This window comes from Hydrogenophaga sp. ZJX-1 (genome assembly GCF_048590325.1).
In the GTDB taxonomy this organism is placed as follows: domain Bacteria; phylum Pseudomonadota; class Gammaproteobacteria; order Burkholderiales; family Burkholderiaceae_C; genus Hydrogenophaga.
This window is the reverse complement of sequence record NZ_JBMBRA010000002.1, coordinates 315,006-329,955: the sequence shown is the minus strand read 5'-3', so window position 1 is coordinate 329,955 and position 14,950 is coordinate 315,006. Positions and strand designations below refer to the sequence as shown.

At 66.6% G+C, this 14,950-nt stretch carries 13 protein-coding genes; 5 read left to right on the top strand and 8 right to left on the bottom strand.

What is annotated here, in order from left to right:
- Nucleotides 1-29: 29 nt before the first annotated feature.
- Entirely contained in the window at nucleotides 30-1,457 is a 1,428-nt protein-coding gene (locus ACN5W5_RS06295; protein ID WP_420048166.1) for a wax ester/triacylglycerol synthase family O-acyltransferase, read from the bottom strand.
- 293 nt (nucleotides 1,458-1,750) lie between these two features.
- Here ACN5W5_RS06295 and ACN5W5_RS06290 point away from each other — a divergent pair, with 293 nt between their 5' ends.
- The gene (locus ACN5W5_RS06290; protein ID WP_177137366.1) at nucleotides 1,751-2,005 is read left to right on the top strand and encodes an acyl-CoA-binding protein; all 255 of its coding nucleotides are present in this window, start codon (nucleotides 1,751-1,753) and stop codon (nucleotides 2,003-2,005) included.
- A gap of 55 nt (nucleotides 2,006-2,060) precedes the next feature.
- On the opposite strand, the gene ACN5W5_RS06285 is transcribed toward ACN5W5_RS06290, so the two are convergent.
- From ACN5W5_RS06285 to ACN5W5_RS06275, 3 genes are read right to left on the bottom strand one after another with little or no spacing between them, the layout of a single operon-like run.
- Entirely contained in the window at nucleotides 2,061-2,393 is a 333-nt protein-coding gene (locus ACN5W5_RS06285) for a polyhydroxyalkanoic acid system family protein (protein ID WP_420047704.1), read from the bottom strand.
- A 12-nt stretch (nucleotides 2,394-2,405) separates the two neighbouring features.
- Nucleotides 2,406-3,521 (bottom strand): aminopeptidase, encoded by a 1,116-nt coding sequence (locus ACN5W5_RS06280; protein ID WP_420047703.1) that lies wholly within the window; start codon nucleotides 3,519-3,521, stop codon nucleotides 2,406-2,408.
- An 11-nt stretch (nucleotides 3,522-3,532) separates the two neighbouring features.
- Nucleotides 3,533-5,620 (bottom strand): molybdopterin-containing oxidoreductase family protein, encoded by a 2,088-nt coding sequence (locus tag ACN5W5_RS06275; RefSeq protein WP_420048165.1) that lies wholly within the window; start codon nucleotides 5,618-5,620, stop codon nucleotides 3,533-3,535.
- Nucleotides 5,621-5,712: 92 nt separating this feature from the next.
- On the opposite strand from ACN5W5_RS06275, the gene ACN5W5_RS06270 reads away from it, so the two are divergent.
- The 3 genes from ACN5W5_RS06270 to ACN5W5_RS06260 all read left to right on the top strand — a co-directional run bounded on the left by ACN5W5_RS06270 (nucleotide 5,713) and on the right by ACN5W5_RS06260 (nucleotide 9,320).
- Nucleotides 5,713-6,864 (top strand): ABC transporter substrate-binding protein, encoded by a 1,152-nt coding sequence (locus ACN5W5_RS06270; RefSeq protein ID WP_420047702.1) that lies wholly within the window; start codon nucleotides 5,713-5,715, stop codon nucleotides 6,862-6,864.
- Between the two features lie 129 nt (nucleotides 6,865-6,993).
- On the top strand, nucleotides 6,994-8,223 hold the full coding sequence (locus ACN5W5_RS06265; RefSeq protein ID WP_420047701.1) for a M20 aminoacylase family protein: 1,230 nt from the start codon (nucleotides 6,994-6,996) through the stop codon (nucleotides 8,221-8,223).
- A complete protein-coding gene (locus ACN5W5_RS06260) occupies nucleotides 8,220-9,320 on the top strand; it encodes a M14 family metallopeptidase (protein ID WP_420047700.1) in 1,101 nt (366 codons plus the stop codon). Before ACN5W5_RS06265 ends, ACN5W5_RS06260 begins: the two co-directional genes overlap by 4 nt.
- A 3-nt stretch (nucleotides 9,321-9,323) precedes the next feature.
- Here ACN5W5_RS06260 and ACN5W5_RS06255 read toward each other — a convergent pair whose 3' ends face one another.
- The 4 genes from ACN5W5_RS06255 to ACN5W5_RS06240 all read right to left on the bottom strand — a co-directional run bounded on the left by ACN5W5_RS06255 (nucleotide 9,324) and on the right by ACN5W5_RS06240 (nucleotide 12,693).
- On the bottom strand, nucleotides 9,324-10,097 hold the full coding sequence (locus tag ACN5W5_RS06255; RefSeq protein WP_420047699.1) for a hypothetical protein: 774 nt from the start codon (nucleotides 10,095-10,097) through the stop codon (nucleotides 9,324-9,326).
- Between the two features lie 22 nt (nucleotides 10,098-10,119).
- Entirely contained in the window at nucleotides 10,120-10,785 is a 666-nt protein-coding gene (locus ACN5W5_RS06250; RefSeq protein ID WP_420047698.1) for a TetR/AcrR family transcriptional regulator, read from the bottom strand.
- A 3-nt stretch (nucleotides 10,786-10,788) separates the two neighbouring features.
- Complete coding sequence (locus ACN5W5_RS06245; protein ID WP_420047697.1) at nucleotides 10,789-12,042, bottom strand: patatin-like phospholipase family protein; 1,254 nt, start codon at nucleotides 12,040-12,042, stop codon at nucleotides 10,789-10,791.
- Between the two features lie 120 nt (nucleotides 12,043-12,162).
- Nucleotides 12,163-12,693, bottom strand: coding sequence for a phasin family protein (locus ACN5W5_RS06240; RefSeq protein ID WP_420047696.1), 531 nt, complete (start codon nucleotides 12,691-12,693; stop codon nucleotides 12,163-12,165).
- Nucleotides 12,694-12,909: 216 nt separating this feature from the next.
- Between ACN5W5_RS06240 and ACN5W5_RS06235 the strand changes: the two genes are divergently transcribed.
- Complete coding sequence (locus tag ACN5W5_RS06235) at nucleotides 12,910-14,895, top strand: SDR family oxidoreductase (protein ID WP_420047695.1); 1,986 nt, start codon at nucleotides 12,910-12,912, stop codon at nucleotides 14,893-14,895.
- Nucleotides 14,896-14,950 lie beyond the last annotated feature (55 nt).

Genomic DNA, 14,950 nt, shown 5'->3' with positions numbered 1-14,950 from the left:
GGGGTGACGCCGCAGGCGGCGCGGGGGGGTTAAGTGTCTCCCCATGGCAGCATCAGCGTGAGCGCGAGCAGCTTCGCAAACTCGGGCTCGAAGGCGTCGATGATGCGCTGCGGGTCCGGGCAGAGCGTGGTGTCCGAGATCACGCCGAACTGCACGCCACCACCATAGCTCAGGATCGACACCCCGAGACCCACGGTGCCCGTCTGCGGTACCCAGAACATGGTCTGCTCCAGCGTGGCGCCACACAGTTGCAGCTTGGTCGCCGGGCCGGGCACGTTGGTCATCACCGCGGTGGTCTTGCGGCCGAACAGCGCGAGCAGCGCGTCCTGCGCCGGTTTGATCAGCAAGCCCGCCACCGACAACAGGCCAAACGTCAGCAGCGGTTGCAGGCTGCCCTTGAGCGCGTTCATGCGCGAGCGCACCGCAAACAGCCGCTCGACGGGGTTGTCCAGGCCGATGGGCAGGACCAGTGGCACCAGACCGAAATGGTTGCCCAGCTTCCAGGCGTCTTCCATGCTGCGCAGGTTGATCGGCACCATGGCCCGGATTTCCTGGCCCGAGGTGTTGTCACCGTGGCCGCGCAGATACGCGCCGATGGCTCCGGCCACGCAGCTCAGCAGCACATCGTTGACGGAGCAGTTCAGCGCCTTGCCGATCGCCTTGACCTCGTCCAGCGGGATCGGCTGGCACCACGCCACCCGCTTGGCGTGGCCTGGTTGACCCTTGAGCCGGGTGGGCGAGTCGTCGGGCATCAGCGCCAGTGCGGCCAGATCGCTGGCGAGCTGGCCGCCCATGCGCGCCAGGTCCACCGCCTGGTCCAGGGTGTCGCTGAGGCTTTGCTGCGGCGAAGCCAGCATCGACAACGACTTGGCGGCACCGCCTCCCGCCACCTCCAGCGCCTTCGCCGTGAGATCGCCCAGCGGCCGGATCAGGGTCTCAGCCAACCAGTCGCCGGCCGCATCCACGCCCTCGACGGCGGGCTTGCGGCGGGATCGCCTGGGCGGCAGGCCGCCGCCATCGACCAGGCTCATCATCACACTGATCAGCGCGATGCCGTCGGCAATGCAATGGTGGATGCGGGCGATCAGCGCGGAGCCGCCTTCGTAGGACTCGATCAGCTCGAACTGCCACAGCGGGTGGTCGTGGTCCAGCGGCTGCATGGCCAGTTCGGCCACGCGCGCCTGCAGGTTGCTCTGCTCGCTGTGTCCGTTCCGGTGTGGGAGTTTGTGCGTGCGCACATGGCGTTCGAGCTGGAAGTCCGGGTCATCGAGCCAGTGGGCGCCCGCGGCGTCCTGACGGGCGATCTGCACAAAGCGGTTGTAGGGCAGCAGGCGATCGCGCACACGTTCGCTCAGCGCAGCCAGCGTGATGCCCGGCCGCAGGATCCACACGCCCACGATCATCATCAGGTTGGACGGCGAATCCATGCGCAGCCAGGCCGTGTCGACCTTGCTCATGCGCTCGCCTTCGAGCCCCAGGGCGCTGGCCAGCGTCGGCGTGGCCTTCTGTGGTGCCGGCCTCGCCCGGGGCTGGTCCGGCGCAGCGACGGTGGGGGCGGCCTTGCGTGTGACGCGCGGGACCATGTGATCTCCTCGGATCCCGTGCCATGGGCGCTCATCGGGGGCGCGGTGGCGGGGCTTGTTATGGGTGGAAACGTCTATTCTGACGGCAGACCGGAACGTAAGATACCGGGCCTGCCCTAAGGCCAATGCCGGTTTCAGGGCGATTCAAAACCAGAAGGAGCCTCCGCATGTCCGACCTCAAGACCCGATTCGAAGCCGCCGTGGCCAACTCCAAGAACCTGAGCGAGCGGCCCGACAACGCCACGCTGCTCAAGATCTACGCCCTGTACAAGCAGGCGACCACCGGGGACAACGCCGAGAAGAAGCCGGGCTTTGGTGACATGGTCGGCCGCGCCAAATGGGACGCCTGGAACAACTGCAAGGGCACGTCGTCGGACGACGCGATGCAGCAATACATCGACCTGATCGAATCTTTGGCGTGAAACGTCACCATCGTTAGATGGTGCAGCCGAAAAGAAGGCCTGAGCGCGCTCGCGCTCAGGCCTTTTTCTTTTTGGTCGCGGACTTGCTGGCGGTTTTTTTGGCGGCCAGCAGTTCATCGAGGTTCTTCACGATCTCACCCTCGATGCGGTCCTTGAACGCGCCGAGCAGGAAACCCAGCTGGGCATCCAGTTCGAAGTGGTCTTCGGTCACCTTGAGCGAGCCTTTGACGCCGGTGCGGCTGAACTGCACTTCGTCGCAGTCGCAGCCTTCTTCGTAGGTGCAGCTCATGTCGAACTCGGCTTCGGCCTGTTCGGCCCATTTCCAGGCCACTTTTCGCGCACCGCTCAGACCCAGTTGGTGGTTGCGTTGGATGTGAATGTCGGCCATGGACGTTCCTGCTCAAGGGGTGGTGGTTGGCTCGGGCGCTGCGGCCCGCAGGGCAGGCGCCAGGTCGGCCAATGCGGCCAGGCGTTGTTCGGGCGTCTGACGTGCCAGTGTGCGCACCGCATCATAAAACCGGGCGAATTCCCGGCCTTCGCGCTCGAACAGGGCTTCGAAGCCGGGCACGAGGTCGTCGTAGGCGGCCTGCGCGCCAAAGCTGGCGTTGTTGGCCCGCGCCACCCAGGCGTCGTAGCCCCGGTAGCCCGCCCAGTGTTGCCGCATCTCGGCGTACCGCGCGTGGAACCGCGTCATCTCGCCGGCTTTGAGCTGGCGCTTCTGATCGGCGGTGGTGTTCACGTCTTCAAAGATCACCTGCAGGCGATCGCGCGTGTCGCGTGTGAGTGCGCGGAAAGCCTGGCGCCGGGCGTCGAAGGCCGCGTAGTCCCGTTGCGCCTGTTCACCCGCCTGCACCAGCCAGCGTGCGCCACCAAGCCGCTCCACCGCGGTCGCGAAGGACTCGTTGAACGCGGTGTCGTTGGCCACATAGACCACCTGGTGCGCCAGTTCGTGAAACAGGATGCGGGCGAGTTCACCTTCGGGATAGGCAATGAAGGTGTTGAGCAAAGGGTCGCCGCCGGCCCAGTTCATCCAGCCCAGCGTGGAATAGGCCAGCACCGGATACACCGCCACGTCCATGGGGCCGTCGGTCAGGCTGGCCGCAAAGGCCTTCGCATCGCTTTCGTTGAAATAGCCCCGGTAGCCCACGCAGCCCGCGACCGGAAAGCACCATTGTTTCAGCGTGAGCGACAGCTCGGGTGCGGCCACGACGTTGTAGACCGCGGCGCGGCGCTGCAGGTCGGCGTAGCGCTGGTAACTGGTGTTGTCGGGCAGGGCCAGCGCGTCCACGGCGAAGCGGCGCATGCGCTGGGCGAGTTGCAGGCGCTGGCGCAGTTCTGCGGGGGTTTGTGCGTCTTCGATCCAGTCGTGCAGCGGGCGGGCTGCGCCCATCAACCGCAGGTGCCCGGAGACCGATTGCCAGTAGTAGCCCACGCCGCTGGCCGGCCCGGCGCAGCCGCTCAGCGCCCAGATGAGCGCAGCGGCCAGGGCGGCGGTCAGGGGGCGGGTGCGTGACATGGCCGGGGTTTTCAGGTCGGGCTGGCCGCGGGCTCGACCTCGACCAGGCAGTCGTAGAACACCGGTCCGCGCCCCAGGTCGGTCAAGCGCTGGCTGGTGAGCTGGTTGACGTTGGTGCCGGCCAGCCCGAGCTTGCGCCACCAGATGCCCAGGCCGTTGACCACACCGGGCCGGGCGCGTTTCGAGACTTCGGCCTTGCAGACATATTCACCACGGTCGTTGAACACGCGCACCACCTGGCCGCTCTGGATGCCGCGGGCCGAAGCGTCGGCGGCGTGCAGTTCCAGCACCGGTTCACCCTCGATGTCGCGCAGGCTCTTCACGTTGACGAAGCTGGAATTGAGGAAGTTGCGCGCCGGCGGCGAGATCATGGCCAGGGGGTAGCGCGCGCTGCTGCCCGGGGTTTCGAAGTTGGGCAGGTGGTCGGGCAGGCCGTCCAACCCCATCGCGGCAAGCCCGGCGTTGAAGAAGGTGCACCGGCTGGAGGGCGTGGGGAAACCGCCCTGGGCAAAGGGCGCGTCGGGCAGCGGCAGGGTGGCAAAACCCTGGTCGAGCAGCGTCTGGAAATCCACCTGGTCTCCAAACGCCGTGCGGCACAGGGTTTCATCGCTGTCGCTGAAACAGGGATCGTCAAAGCCCAGGCGGGCGGCCAGTGCGCGGAAGATGTCGGTGTTGCTGCGCGCCTGGCCCAGTGGTTCGATCGCCGGACGGTTGAGCAGCACGTCGGTGTGGCCATAGCTGGCGTGCACGTCCCAGTGCTCCAGCTGGGTGGTGGCGGGCAGGATGTAGTCGGCGTGGTCGGCGGTGTCGGTCTGGAAGTGCTCGAGCACCACCGTGAACAGGTCCTCGCGCTCAAAGCCCTTCACGACCTGGCCCGACTCGGGCGCCACCGCCACCGGGTTGCTGTTGTAGACGATCAGCGCTTCAATCTTCGGGCCGAACGCGGGCGAGCTGTCGCGCAGCAGATCGTCACCGATGGTGATCATGTTGATGGTGCGCGGCTGGCGGCCGGCCAGGAGGTCGGGCCGGTGCAGCGCGCCGCGCTGGACGGGGAAGTGCCCCGAGGCCGACAGCAGCAGGCCGCCGGCACGGTGCCGCCAGGCGCCCACCAGCGCGGGCAGGCAGGCGATGGCGCGCACCGCGTTGCCGCCGCCGCGCACACGCTGCATGCCGTAGTTCAGGCGGATCGCTGCGGGCTTTGTGGTGCCGTAGGCGCGTGCCAGGTCGGTGATCTGCTGTACCGGGATGCCGCAGGCCTCGGCGGCGCGCTCGGGCGGCCATTGCTGGGCGCGCTCGCGCAGCGCGTCCCAGCCCAGCGTGTGTTGCGCGATGTAGTCGTGGTCCAGCCAGTCATGGGTGATCAGTTCGTGCATCAGCGCCAGGGCCAGCGCGGCGTCGGTGCCGGGGCGCAGGGCGATGTGTTCGTGGCACTTGTCGGCGGTTTCGCTGCGGCGCGGGTCGATGCAGACCAGGCGCGCGCCGTCGCGCTTGGCCTGCTGCGCCAGGCGCCAGAAGTGCAGGTTGCTGGCGATCGAGTTGCTGCCCCAGATGACGATGAGCTGTGCCTCGGCGAAAAACTCGACCTTCATGCCGACCTTGGCGCCCAGGGTGGTCACGAGGCCTTCGCCACCCGCGGCCGCACAGATGGTGCGCTCCAGGTGCGAGGCGCCCAGCTGGTGGAAGAAGCGCGCGGCCATGCCTTCGCTTTGCACCAGGCCCATGGTGCCGGCGTAGCTGTAGGGCAGGATGGCCTGCGGGTCGCGGGCGGCGATGGCCTTCAGGCGCGCCGCGATGTCGTCCAGTGCTTCGTCCCAGCCCACCGGCGCGAACTGGCCACTGCCCTTGGGTCCAGTGCGTTTGAGCGGCTGAAGGATGCGCTCGGGGTGGTAGCTGCGTTCGGTGTAGCGCGAAACCTTGGTGCACAGCGCACCATCGGTGTGCCGGTGCGCCGGGTTGCCCTGCACACGCAGGGCCACACCGTTGTGGACGGTGGTCAGCAGGGCACAGGTGTCGGGGCAGTCGTGTGGACAGGCGCCACGGACCACGGTGTCTACCGGGTTCGTCGGGCCGCAGCCCCCGTGGGTCGGGGTGTCGATCATGGATGTAAAAAAATGTTGTACGCTGGTCATCCCGTTGAGCACGGTTTTTGCTGTGCCAAAACCTGCCAAGTCAGCATATCAGGAGATTCCGCATGCAGCGTCGCCAGGCCATTTCTACCGTGTGCAAACTCGTGGGTTCTTCGGCCCTGGCTTCCTGGGGTGCTGCCGCCCGGGCACAAAGCGCGGAAGTCAGCGACAACCGCATCGTGCTGGGGCAGTCGGCGCCGTTCAGCGGTGCGGCCGAGCAGCTGGGGCTGCAGTTCTATCTGGGGGCGCAGCTGCATTTTGATTCCCTGAACGCCCGAGGGGGCGTCAACGGGCGGCGCATCGAGCTCCAGCGACTGGACGACGGGTACGACCCCGAACGCTGTGCGGCCAACACCCGGAAGTTCATCCAGGACGGTGTGTTTGCCTTGTTTGGTTACATCGGCACCCCCACGAGTTTGGTGGCGCTGCCGCTGGCCACCGAGGCCAAGATTCCGTTCTTTGCCCCGTTCACCGGTGCGCAGGCCCTGCGCGAACCCTTCAACCGCTACGCCATGCACGTGCGGGCCTCGTACTTCGACGAGACGGCCGCCATCGTGCGCCAGACCACGTCGGTCGGCATCAAGAAGATCGCGGTTTTTTATCAGGACGACGCCTACGGCAAGGCGGGCCTGGAAGGAATCACGCGTGCGCTCAAGGCGCTCGACCTGGAGCCTGTGGCGGTGGGCACCGTGGAACGTGGCAGCACCGATGTGGCCCAGGCGCTGAAAGCCATCCTGGCCGCCAAGCCCGAAGCCATCGTGCAGATCAGCGCCTACAAATCTTGCGCGTCCTTCATCCGCCTGGCGCGCCGGCAGGGCTTTTCGGGCAACTTCTACAACGTGTCTTTCGTCGGAACCCAGGCGCTGCTGGACGAGCTGGGTGCCGAGGCGCGTGGTGTGGTGGTCAGCCAGGTGATGCCCTTTCCCTACTCGGCCGCGCAAGCGATCTCAGGTGAATACCTGGCCGCGCTCAAGGACAAGCGCGGGGTGGCGCCCAACTATTCGGGCATGGAAGGTTTCGTGGCCGCCAAGGTGTTTGCCGAGGGGGTTCGCCGCGCTGGGCGCAACCTGACCCGGGAGGGCTTCATCGCAGCGGTCCAGAGCATGCAGAACCTGCAGCTCGGCGGCTTCTCGGTGGACTTCGGGCCCAAAAAACACACCGGCTCGCGGTTTGTCGAAATGACCATGCTGACCGAAGACGGGCGCGTGCGCCGCTGACTGCGTGGCGGGTGCCACTTGCCCCCTGTCGGGAGGGGGACTGGCACCTGCGGGTCTGTCCGGGCGCCAGGTCTTGGGTAGGATGCGCTTTTGACTCCAGTGCCGCTGCGGGCGGCCACAGAGGTTCGCATGAAACTCCTCGACTCCATCCTGACCCAGGCGGCCAGCATCGCCAGCCTGCGGCGCGACATCCACGCCCACCCGGAACTCTGTTTTGAAGAGGTGCGCACCGCCGACGTGGTGGCGCAGAAGCTCGCCGAGTGGGGCATCCCGGTGCACCGTGGCATGGGCACGACCGGGGTGGTCGGCACCGTGCACGGGCGCGACGGCGGCGCCTGTGGCCGGGCCATCGGCCTGCGTGCCGACATGGACGCCCTGCCCATGCAGGAACACAACCACTTTGCGCACAAGAGCCAGCACGCCGGCAAGATGCACGCCTGCGGCCACGATGGCCACACCGCGATGCTGCTCGCCGCCGGGCAGCATCTGGCGCAACACCGCGATTTTGATGGCACGGTCTACCTGATCTTCCAGCCCGCGGAAGAAGGCGGCGGCGGTGCGCGCGAAATGATCAAGGACGGCCTGTTCGAACAATTCCCGGTCGAGGCGGTGTTCGGCATGCACAACTGGCCGGGCCTGCCCTTGGGCACGTTCGCCGCGAGCACGGGGCCGGTCATGGCGTCGAGCAACGACTTCTGCATCGTGATCCGGGGCAAGGGATCACACGCCGCGCTGCCGCACAACGGCATCGACCCGGTGCCGGTGGCCTGCCAGATGGTGATGGCCTTCCAGACCATCATCACGCGCAACAAGAAGCCGGTCGATGCCGGCGTGATCTCGGTGACCATGGTCCACACCGGCGAGGCCAACAACGTGGTGCCCGACAGCTGCGAGATCCGCGGGACGGTGCGCACCTTCACCTTCGAGGTGCTCGACCTGATCGAGCGCCGCATGCAGGAGATCGCCGAACACACCTGCGCGGCCTTTGGTGCGACCTGCGAATTCCGCTTCAACCGCAACTACCCGCCGACCGTCAACCACCCGGCCGAAACGGCCTTTGCCCGCGCCGTCATGGCCGACATCGTCGGCGCTGAGTGCGTGCTCGACCAGGAGCCGACCATGGGCGCCGAAGACTTCGCCTACATGCTGCAGGCGCGGCCGGGTTGTTATGTGTTCATCGCCAACGGGGATGGCGCGCACCGCGCGGGCTATGAAGGCGGGGGCCACGATGTGGGTCCCTGCATGCTGCACAACCCGCACTACGACTTCAACGACGACCTGATCCCGCTCGGTGCGACCTACTGGGTCCGGCTGGCCGAACAGTGGCTGGCCCAGCCGCGCACAGGGGTGTCTGCATGATCGATGTCCAAGCCGCTTTTGCACCGTCGTACGCCCGCGCCCGGGTGCTGTTTCTGGAAGGGGCTGCCGCGGCCGGTATGGCCATCCGAAGCCACAACCATCCCTTGCCCGGTCGCGACGGCGAAACCCTGGCCATGGACCTGGCGCTCGATGGCTCGCCCGACGCCGAACGCCTGCTCATCGTCAGCAGCGCCTGCCACGGGGCCGAGGGCTTTTGCGGCTCCGGGGTGCAGGTCTCTGCGACCCACGATCAGGACTGGCGCCAGCGCACTCGCGACGCGGGGGTCGCGGTGCTCTACATCCACGCGCTCAACCCCTACGGCTTTTCGCACCTGCGCCGCGTGACGAACGAAAACGTCGATCTCAACCGCAACTTTCAGGATTTCAGCCAGCCGCTGCCGGTGAACACGGCTTACGCCGGGCTGCACGAGCTGCTGTTGCCACCCGAATGGCCACCGGGGCCGGACAACGCGGCCGCGCTCGACAGCTGGATCGCCGTTCACGGCGAAACGGCTTACCAGGCCGCGGTGTCGGGGGGGCAGCATGCGTTTGCCGATGGCCTGTTTTTTGGCGGCACCGCGCCCACCTGGAGCAACCAGACCCTGCGCCAGGTCTTGCGCAGCCACGCGCAGCGGGCGCGCCACATCGCCTGGATCGACCTGCACACCGGTCTTGGGCCGTGCGGCGTGGGTGAGCGCATCTTTGCCTGCCGGGACGATGCCGCGGCCTTGCAGCGCGCCCGGGCCTGGTGGGGCAGCAACGGTGAAACGCCCGTGACCTCGATCTACGACGGGTCGTCAACGTCGGCGCTGCTCACCGGCCTGATGTGGGGCGCCATGTACGAGGAGTGTCCACAAGCCGAATACACGGGCATCGCGCTGGAGTACGGCACCGTGCCCATCATGGAAGTGATCAACGCGCTGCGCGGCGACCACTGGCTGAGCCGCCATCCCGAAGCGCCTGCGGCGCTGCGGGCCGCGATTCACCAGCGCATGAAAGACGCGTTCTACGTGGACACGGACGCCTGGCGCACACAGATCGTGGGTCAGGGGCGGCAGGCCCTGTTTCAGGCGGTGGATGGACTGACCTCAGCCTGAAGGTCAGTCTTCCAGCGCCATCCGGTTGGCTTCCACATACAGGCGCTCCATCGCGTCCAGCGGCTCGAACGCCGCGGCGCGTTCGCGCAGGCGGGTCGCTTCTTCGAGCGCGCTCGCGCCCTCGAGCATCAGCAGGCCGTTGGCGTACTCGTGGAGCGTGATCGCAGAGTCCGGGTTCAACGCCAGGGCTTTGCGGTAGAGCGCCAGGCCGGTGTCCTTGCGCGCGCCGTGGGTCATGCTGCCGATCAGCTCGCCGACCTTGTCGATCACTTCCGCGTGGTAGTTGGCCAGCGCGAGGTGGGCGTCGGCGTGGTTCGGCGCGAGTTCGATCGTGGTCTGCAGGGCCTGGCGCACCTTGCCGCCCAGGCCCTTGGCGAGCGCTTTGGCCACGTTGACACCCTGGCTGTAGCGGCCCAGCGCGTAGCCCTGCCAGTACCAGGCGTTGGCGTTGCGCGGCGCGCTGGCCTGGTGCGCCTGGGCCCGTTCGGCGGCGCTGACCAGCAGCTGCAGGCGGGTCTGCTCGCCGGGTTCGACGTAGTTCGCGTAGATGCAGGCGGCCTTGTTGGCCAGCACCAGGCCATCCCCGCCTACCGCCAGACCGGCGTGCACGGCGCGTTCGAATTCACCGTTGTGGTACAGCGCCCAGGCGTCCAGCAGCGCCGGGTCGGTCGGCATCGGCTCGGCATCGCCGGCGTGCAGACGGGCCCAGTGGCGAACGAGGCTGTCGCCGTCGTGGCGGTAGACGTCGGCGTAGGGGCAAGGGGTCCAGGGTGTCATGGGGACTGTCCTTGCCGTGTGTTCAGGTGGTGGCGCCGTTGTAGGCGCCGGTGAGTGCCAGCAGGTGCTGCCGCTGACCGGCTTCCAGGTACGGCGCCAGCAGGTTGAGCACATGCTGCGCGCCGCGCATCAGCGCCTGCTGTGCGTTGTCGGGTTCCAGCGCGTGGCGCGGGTCGCGCACGTACTCGAAGCTCAGCCAGTAGGTCAGCACCACCACCATGCAGTTGGCGGTGGGTTCGAGTTCGCGCGCATCGATGTCCAGCGTGCCGCTGCGGCTCATGCCCGAGAGCAGGGCGCGGATGGCGCGCGTCTTGTTTTTCAGCACGCCCTGGAAGCGGGTCTCCAGCAGGCGGTTCTTGGACAGCAGGTCGTTGAGGTCGCGGTAGAGAAAGCGGTGCTGCCAGATGATCTCGAACAACGAGTGCAGGAAGAACCAGGCGTCTTCCACGTTGCGCACGCCGTCGCCCGCACCCAGCAGTTCGTTGAGTGCGTGCTCATAGCGCTCGAACAACGAGTTGATCAGTTCGTCTTTGGCGGGGTAGTGGTAGTACAGGTTGCCCGGGCTGATGCCGAGTTCGGCCGAAATCAGGGTGGTCGAGACATTGGGCTCGCCGAAACGGTTGAACAGCTCCAGCGTCACCTCCTGGATGCGTTCGGCGGTGCGGCGTGGGGGCTTTTTGATGGCCATGGATCAGGCCCGGGCAGGCCGCCGGGACAGCTGCTGCTGCAGCTGGTCGAGCGTGGCGTGCAGCCGTTCCACGGCGCGGGTGGTGGGGCGGTCGGCAGCGGATGGCGCCGGCCGGAGCAGGTGCCGCCCGGTGTCGTCCAGGGCAGCCTGGTCGATGCGGATGCCATGGCGCTGCAGCTTGGGCGCAAGCTGGGCCTGGCGGTCGCGCAGCATCTGTCGCGTCTGCTGGTAGGCGTGTTCGGCGAGTTCGCGGCGCTGGCGGTAGCTGAAGGTGTTGGCAAAAAACAGCTCGGCATCGCGCTGGTCCGGTTCGATCAGCACGATGTCGGTGTCCGGGTAGCTGCGTTCGTACTGCTTGAAGCCCAGCTCCAGGCGTGAATGGATCATGGAGCGGAAGGTCTGGCTCATCACGGTGGGCAGTCCGCCTTCGATCAACGAAGGAATGCGCTGCTGGCCACTGGCGGCGGGTTCGGCGTGTGGCCCAGCACGAAACGGCACCAGCGGGTTCAGGCAGAGCAGCAGATCCACGCCCTCGTCCAGCGCCACGGTGGCGTGCAGCGTTTTCTTGAGCGCGCCGTCCACATAGTGTTTGCCGTCGATGACCACCGGCGGAAACAGACCGGGCAGGGCGGCGCTGGCCTGGATCGCGCGCGAGATCGGCACGTGGTCCCAGCCCGGTCGGCCAAAGGGTGCCGCGTCGCCGGTGTCGAGCTCGGTGGCTACCAGTGTCAGGCGCGCGCGCAGCTGTCGGAAATCGTTGCTGCGGCCTTCTCGGCTGAACAGGCGTTCGACCTGGCGGTGGATGTCTTCGTTGTTGAACAGGCCGGTGGGCAGGGCCGCGCCCAGCCGTTCGAGCGCCTGGGTCAGGGGTTTGCCCTGCGCGGCCCAGGCCCAGAGGGCGCTGCCGAGCAGACCCGGCAGGCGCTGGAGACGGCCGCCGAGTTCGGCCCAGGCCGGTTTGATCAGCCAGGCGGTGTCGAAGTTTTCTTCCGTTGGGTGGTCTTCGATGAACGCCTCGCAGAGCTGGCGGGGTGTCAGCCCGTTGGCCAGGCCCGCTGCGATGAAGCCGCCGGCCGAGACGCCCACATAGTGGTCACACGCATTGAAATCGACGCCTTGCAGGCTGTCGTCCAGCGCACACAGGGCACCGATTTCGTAGATCGCACCGAGCGGCCCGCCACCGGCCAGCGCCAGTGCCAACCGCGGGCGGGTCTTGCGAGCAGCGCTGGAACGGTGGGCTTTGCGGGTGGTGGTCATGCGTTCGAGTGTAGAGCGCCAAGCCCGCGCCTCATGCTGCATTGCAGCACGGAGTGCAGACGAAAAAAAGGGGCGCTGTGCGCCCCGTTTGTGCCGGGCTGGATGGCCCCAGCGTCTTCATCAGGCTTTGGACTTGGCGGCGGTCTTGCGCACGGCGGTTTTGCGCGGTGCGGGCGTGGCGGCCTTGGCCGGTGCGGCTTTGCGCGCCACCTTCGCTGCGGGGGATTTGGCGCTCAGGCGCTGCACATGGCGGTTGAGTTCGTCGATGCGCTCCATCAATGTTTCGATGTCGCGCGCCGATGGCACGCCCAGCTTGTTCAGCGCCTTGGCCACGCGGTCCTCAAAGATGTTCTCCAGCTTGTCCCACTGACCCGCCGCCTTCGAGGAAATTTCGGTGGCCATGCCGGACACCCGGTTGGTGGCTTCGGAGATGCGCTCCTCGGCGACGGCCTGTGTCTTGCGCTGGATGGACAGGCCTTCCTTGACCAGGGATTCGAAGGCCTTGCCGCCTTCGGCCTGGGCCTTGGAGAAGGCACCCAGACCGGCCAACCAGATCTGCTGGGCCGAGTCCTTGATGGCACCCGACAGCGGTGAACTGGCGCCTGCAGCGGCTTTGGGTGCGGTGGTGGATTTCTGAATCTTCTTGACCATGGGGCGGCTCCGGTGTGGGTTGACAGGGGGCAACGGGCAAAGCAAGCCGGCTGCTGTGTGGTCACTGTACGGTGCCCACACGGGCGCTGTGTAGAGGGGGCCAACTAAACCCGGGGCGGGTCCCACGGGTTTGTGCGGAATCGGTGGCGCCAGCGCGTGGTGAAGAATGGCGGGCTGATTCCATCCCTTGTGCAACATCCCCGGCAGGAGAACTCCATGCATTATTTCGTCACCGGCGCTACCGGTTTCATCGGCAAGCGGCTCGTCAAGAAACTGCTGGAGCGCAAGGGCTCGGTGGTGCATTTCCTGATCCGCCCGTCGAGCGAATCCAAGGTGGCCGATCTGCGCGAATTCTGGGGCGTGAGTGCCGCGCGCGTGGTGCCGGTGTTCGGTGACCTGACGGCGAAGAAGCTCGGCGTGAGCGCCGATGACGTCAAGACGCTGAAGGGCCAGATCGATCACTTCTACCACCTCGCTGCCGTCTACGACCTGGAGGCGGACGCCGAGAGCCAGATCGCCGTCAACATCGACGGCACGCGCAACACGGTGGAGCTGGCCAAGGCCATCGGCGCGAAGCACTTTCACCACGTGTCGTCGATTGCGGCGGCGGGCCTGTACGAAGGTGTGTTCCGCGAAGACATGTTCGACGAGGCCGAGAACATCGACCACCCGTATTTCATGACCAAGCACGAGAGCGAAAAGATCGTGCGCAACGAATGCAAGGTGCCCTGGAGCGTGTACCGGCCAGCGCTGGTGGTGGGCGACAGCCGCACCGGCGAGATGGACAAGATCGACGGGCCCTACTACTTCTTCAAGCTGATCCAGCGCATGCGCCAGATCCTGCCGCCGTGGATGCCCAGCGTGGGCCTGGAGGGCGGGCGCATCAACATCGTGCCGGTCGACTTCGTGGTGGACGCGCTGGACCACATCAGCCACCACAAGCGCGCCAGCGGCCAATGCTTCCACCTGGTGGACCCGATGGGCTACCGCGTGGGCGATGTGCTCGACATCTTGAGCAAAGCGGCCCACGCGCCGAAGATGAACCTGTTCATCAACGCAGCGCTGATGGGCTTCATCCCGAAGAGCGTGAAGAAGGGTCTGATGGCGCTGGCACCGGTGCGCCGCGTCTACCGCGCCATCATGCAGGACCTCGGATTGCCCGAGGACATGATGAACTTCGTCAACTACCCGACGCGCTTCGACTGCCGCGAAACGCTGGCCGCGCTCAAGGGCAGCGGCATCGAATGCCCCAACCTCAAGGACTACGCCTGGCGCCTGTGGGACTACTGGGAACGCCACCTCGACCCCGACCTGCACATCGACCGCAGCCTCAAGGGCACGGTGGCGGGCAAGGTGGTGCTGATCACGGGCGGCAGCTCGGGCATCGGCCTGGCGGCGGCGCACAAATTCGCCGAGGCCGGCGCCATCACCATCATTTGCGGCCGCGACCAGGACAAGCTCGACGAAGCCTGCAAGGAGGCCAAGGCCAAGGGCTACCAGTTCATCGCCTACCCGGCCGACATCGCCGACATGGCAGACGCCGACCGCTTCGTGCAACTGCTGATCGCCAACCACGGTGGCGTCGATTTCCTGATCAACAACGCCGGCCGCTCGATCCGTCGCGCCATCGAAGGCAGCTACGACCGCTTCCACGATTTCGAACGCACCATGCAGCTCAACTACTTCGGTTGCCTGCGCGTGACCATGGGCCTGCTGCCCGGCATGGTGGCCAAGCGCAAGGGGCATGTGGTCAACATCAGTTCCATCGGTGTGCTGACCAATGCGCCGCGCTTCAGTGCCTACGTGGCCAGCAAAGCGGCGCTGGACGCCTGGACCCGTTGCGCCAGCAGCGAGTTCGCCGACCAAGGCATTTCGTTCACCACCATCAACATGCCGCTGGTGCGCACCCCCATGATCGCGCCGACGCAGATCTACAAGAACGTGCCCACGCTGGCGCCGGAAGAGGCGGCCGACATGATCGCGCAGGCCTGCATCTTCAAGCCGGTTCGCATCGCGACGCGGCTGGGCGTGACGGGGGAGGTGTTGCACGCGTTCGTGCCGCGCATCGCGCAGATCGTGATGAACACCAGCTTCCGCATGTTCCCGGATTCGTCTGCGGCGAAGGGGGAGAAGGGGCCCAAGCCCCAGTTGTCTCCGGAAGCGGTGGCGATGCAGCAGATGATGCGGGGGATTCACTTCTGATTTCGTTGGCCTGACGAGGTTGTTTCGAGGCTTTTGTGGGCCGGGGGAGGGCCAT

What these genes read in the sequence shown, in the direction of transcription:
- ACN5W5_RS06255 (WP_420047699.1), bottom strand. Translation starts at nt 10,097, where the DNA reads ATGACACCCTGGACCCCTTGCCCCTACGCCGACGTCTACCGCCACGAC.
- ACN5W5_RS06290 (WP_177137366.1), top strand. Translation starts at nt 1,751, where the DNA reads ATGTCCGACCTCAAGACCCGATTCGAAGCCGCCGTGGCCAACTCCAAG.
- ACN5W5_RS06280 (WP_420047703.1), bottom strand. Translation starts at nt 3,521, where the DNA reads ATGTCACGCACCCGCCCCCTGACCGCCGCCCTGGCCGCTGCGCTCATC.
- ACN5W5_RS06265 (WP_420047701.1), top strand. Translation starts at nt 6,994, where the DNA reads ATGAAACTCCTCGACTCCATCCTGACCCAGGCGGCCAGCATCGCCAGC.
- ACN5W5_RS06235 (WP_420047695.1), top strand. Translation starts at nt 12,910, where the DNA reads ATGCATTATTTCGTCACCGGCGCTACCGGTTTCATCGGCAAGCGGCTC.
- ACN5W5_RS06250 (WP_420047698.1), bottom strand. Translation starts at nt 10,785, where the DNA reads ATGGCCATCAAAAAGCCCCCACGCCGCACCGCCGAACGCATCCAGGAG.
- ACN5W5_RS06245 (WP_420047697.1), bottom strand. Translation starts at nt 12,042, where the DNA reads ATGACCACCACCCGCAAAGCCCACCGTTCCAGCGCTGCTCGCAAGACC.
- ACN5W5_RS06295 (WP_420048166.1), bottom strand. Translation starts at nt 1,457, where the DNA reads ATGAGCAAGGTCGACACGGCCTGGCTGCGCATGGATTCGCCGTCCAAC.
- ACN5W5_RS06285 (WP_420047704.1), bottom strand. Translation starts at nt 2,393, where the DNA reads ATGGCCGACATTCACATCCAACGCAACCACCAACTGGGTCTGAGCGGT.
- ACN5W5_RS06240 (WP_420047696.1), bottom strand. Translation starts at nt 12,693, where the DNA reads ATGGTCAAGAAGATTCAGAAATCCACCACCGCACCCAAAGCCGCTGCA.
- ACN5W5_RS06270 (WP_420047702.1), top strand. Translation starts at nt 5,713, where the DNA reads ATGCAGCGTCGCCAGGCCATTTCTACCGTGTGCAAACTCGTGGGTTCT.
- ACN5W5_RS06260 (WP_420047700.1), top strand. Translation starts at nt 8,220, where the DNA reads ATGATCGATGTCCAAGCCGCTTTTGCACCGTCGTACGCCCGCGCCCGG.
- ACN5W5_RS06275 (WP_420048165.1), bottom strand. Translation starts at nt 5,620, where the DNA reads ATGATCGACACCCCGACCCACGGGGGCTGCGGCCCGACGAACCCGGTA.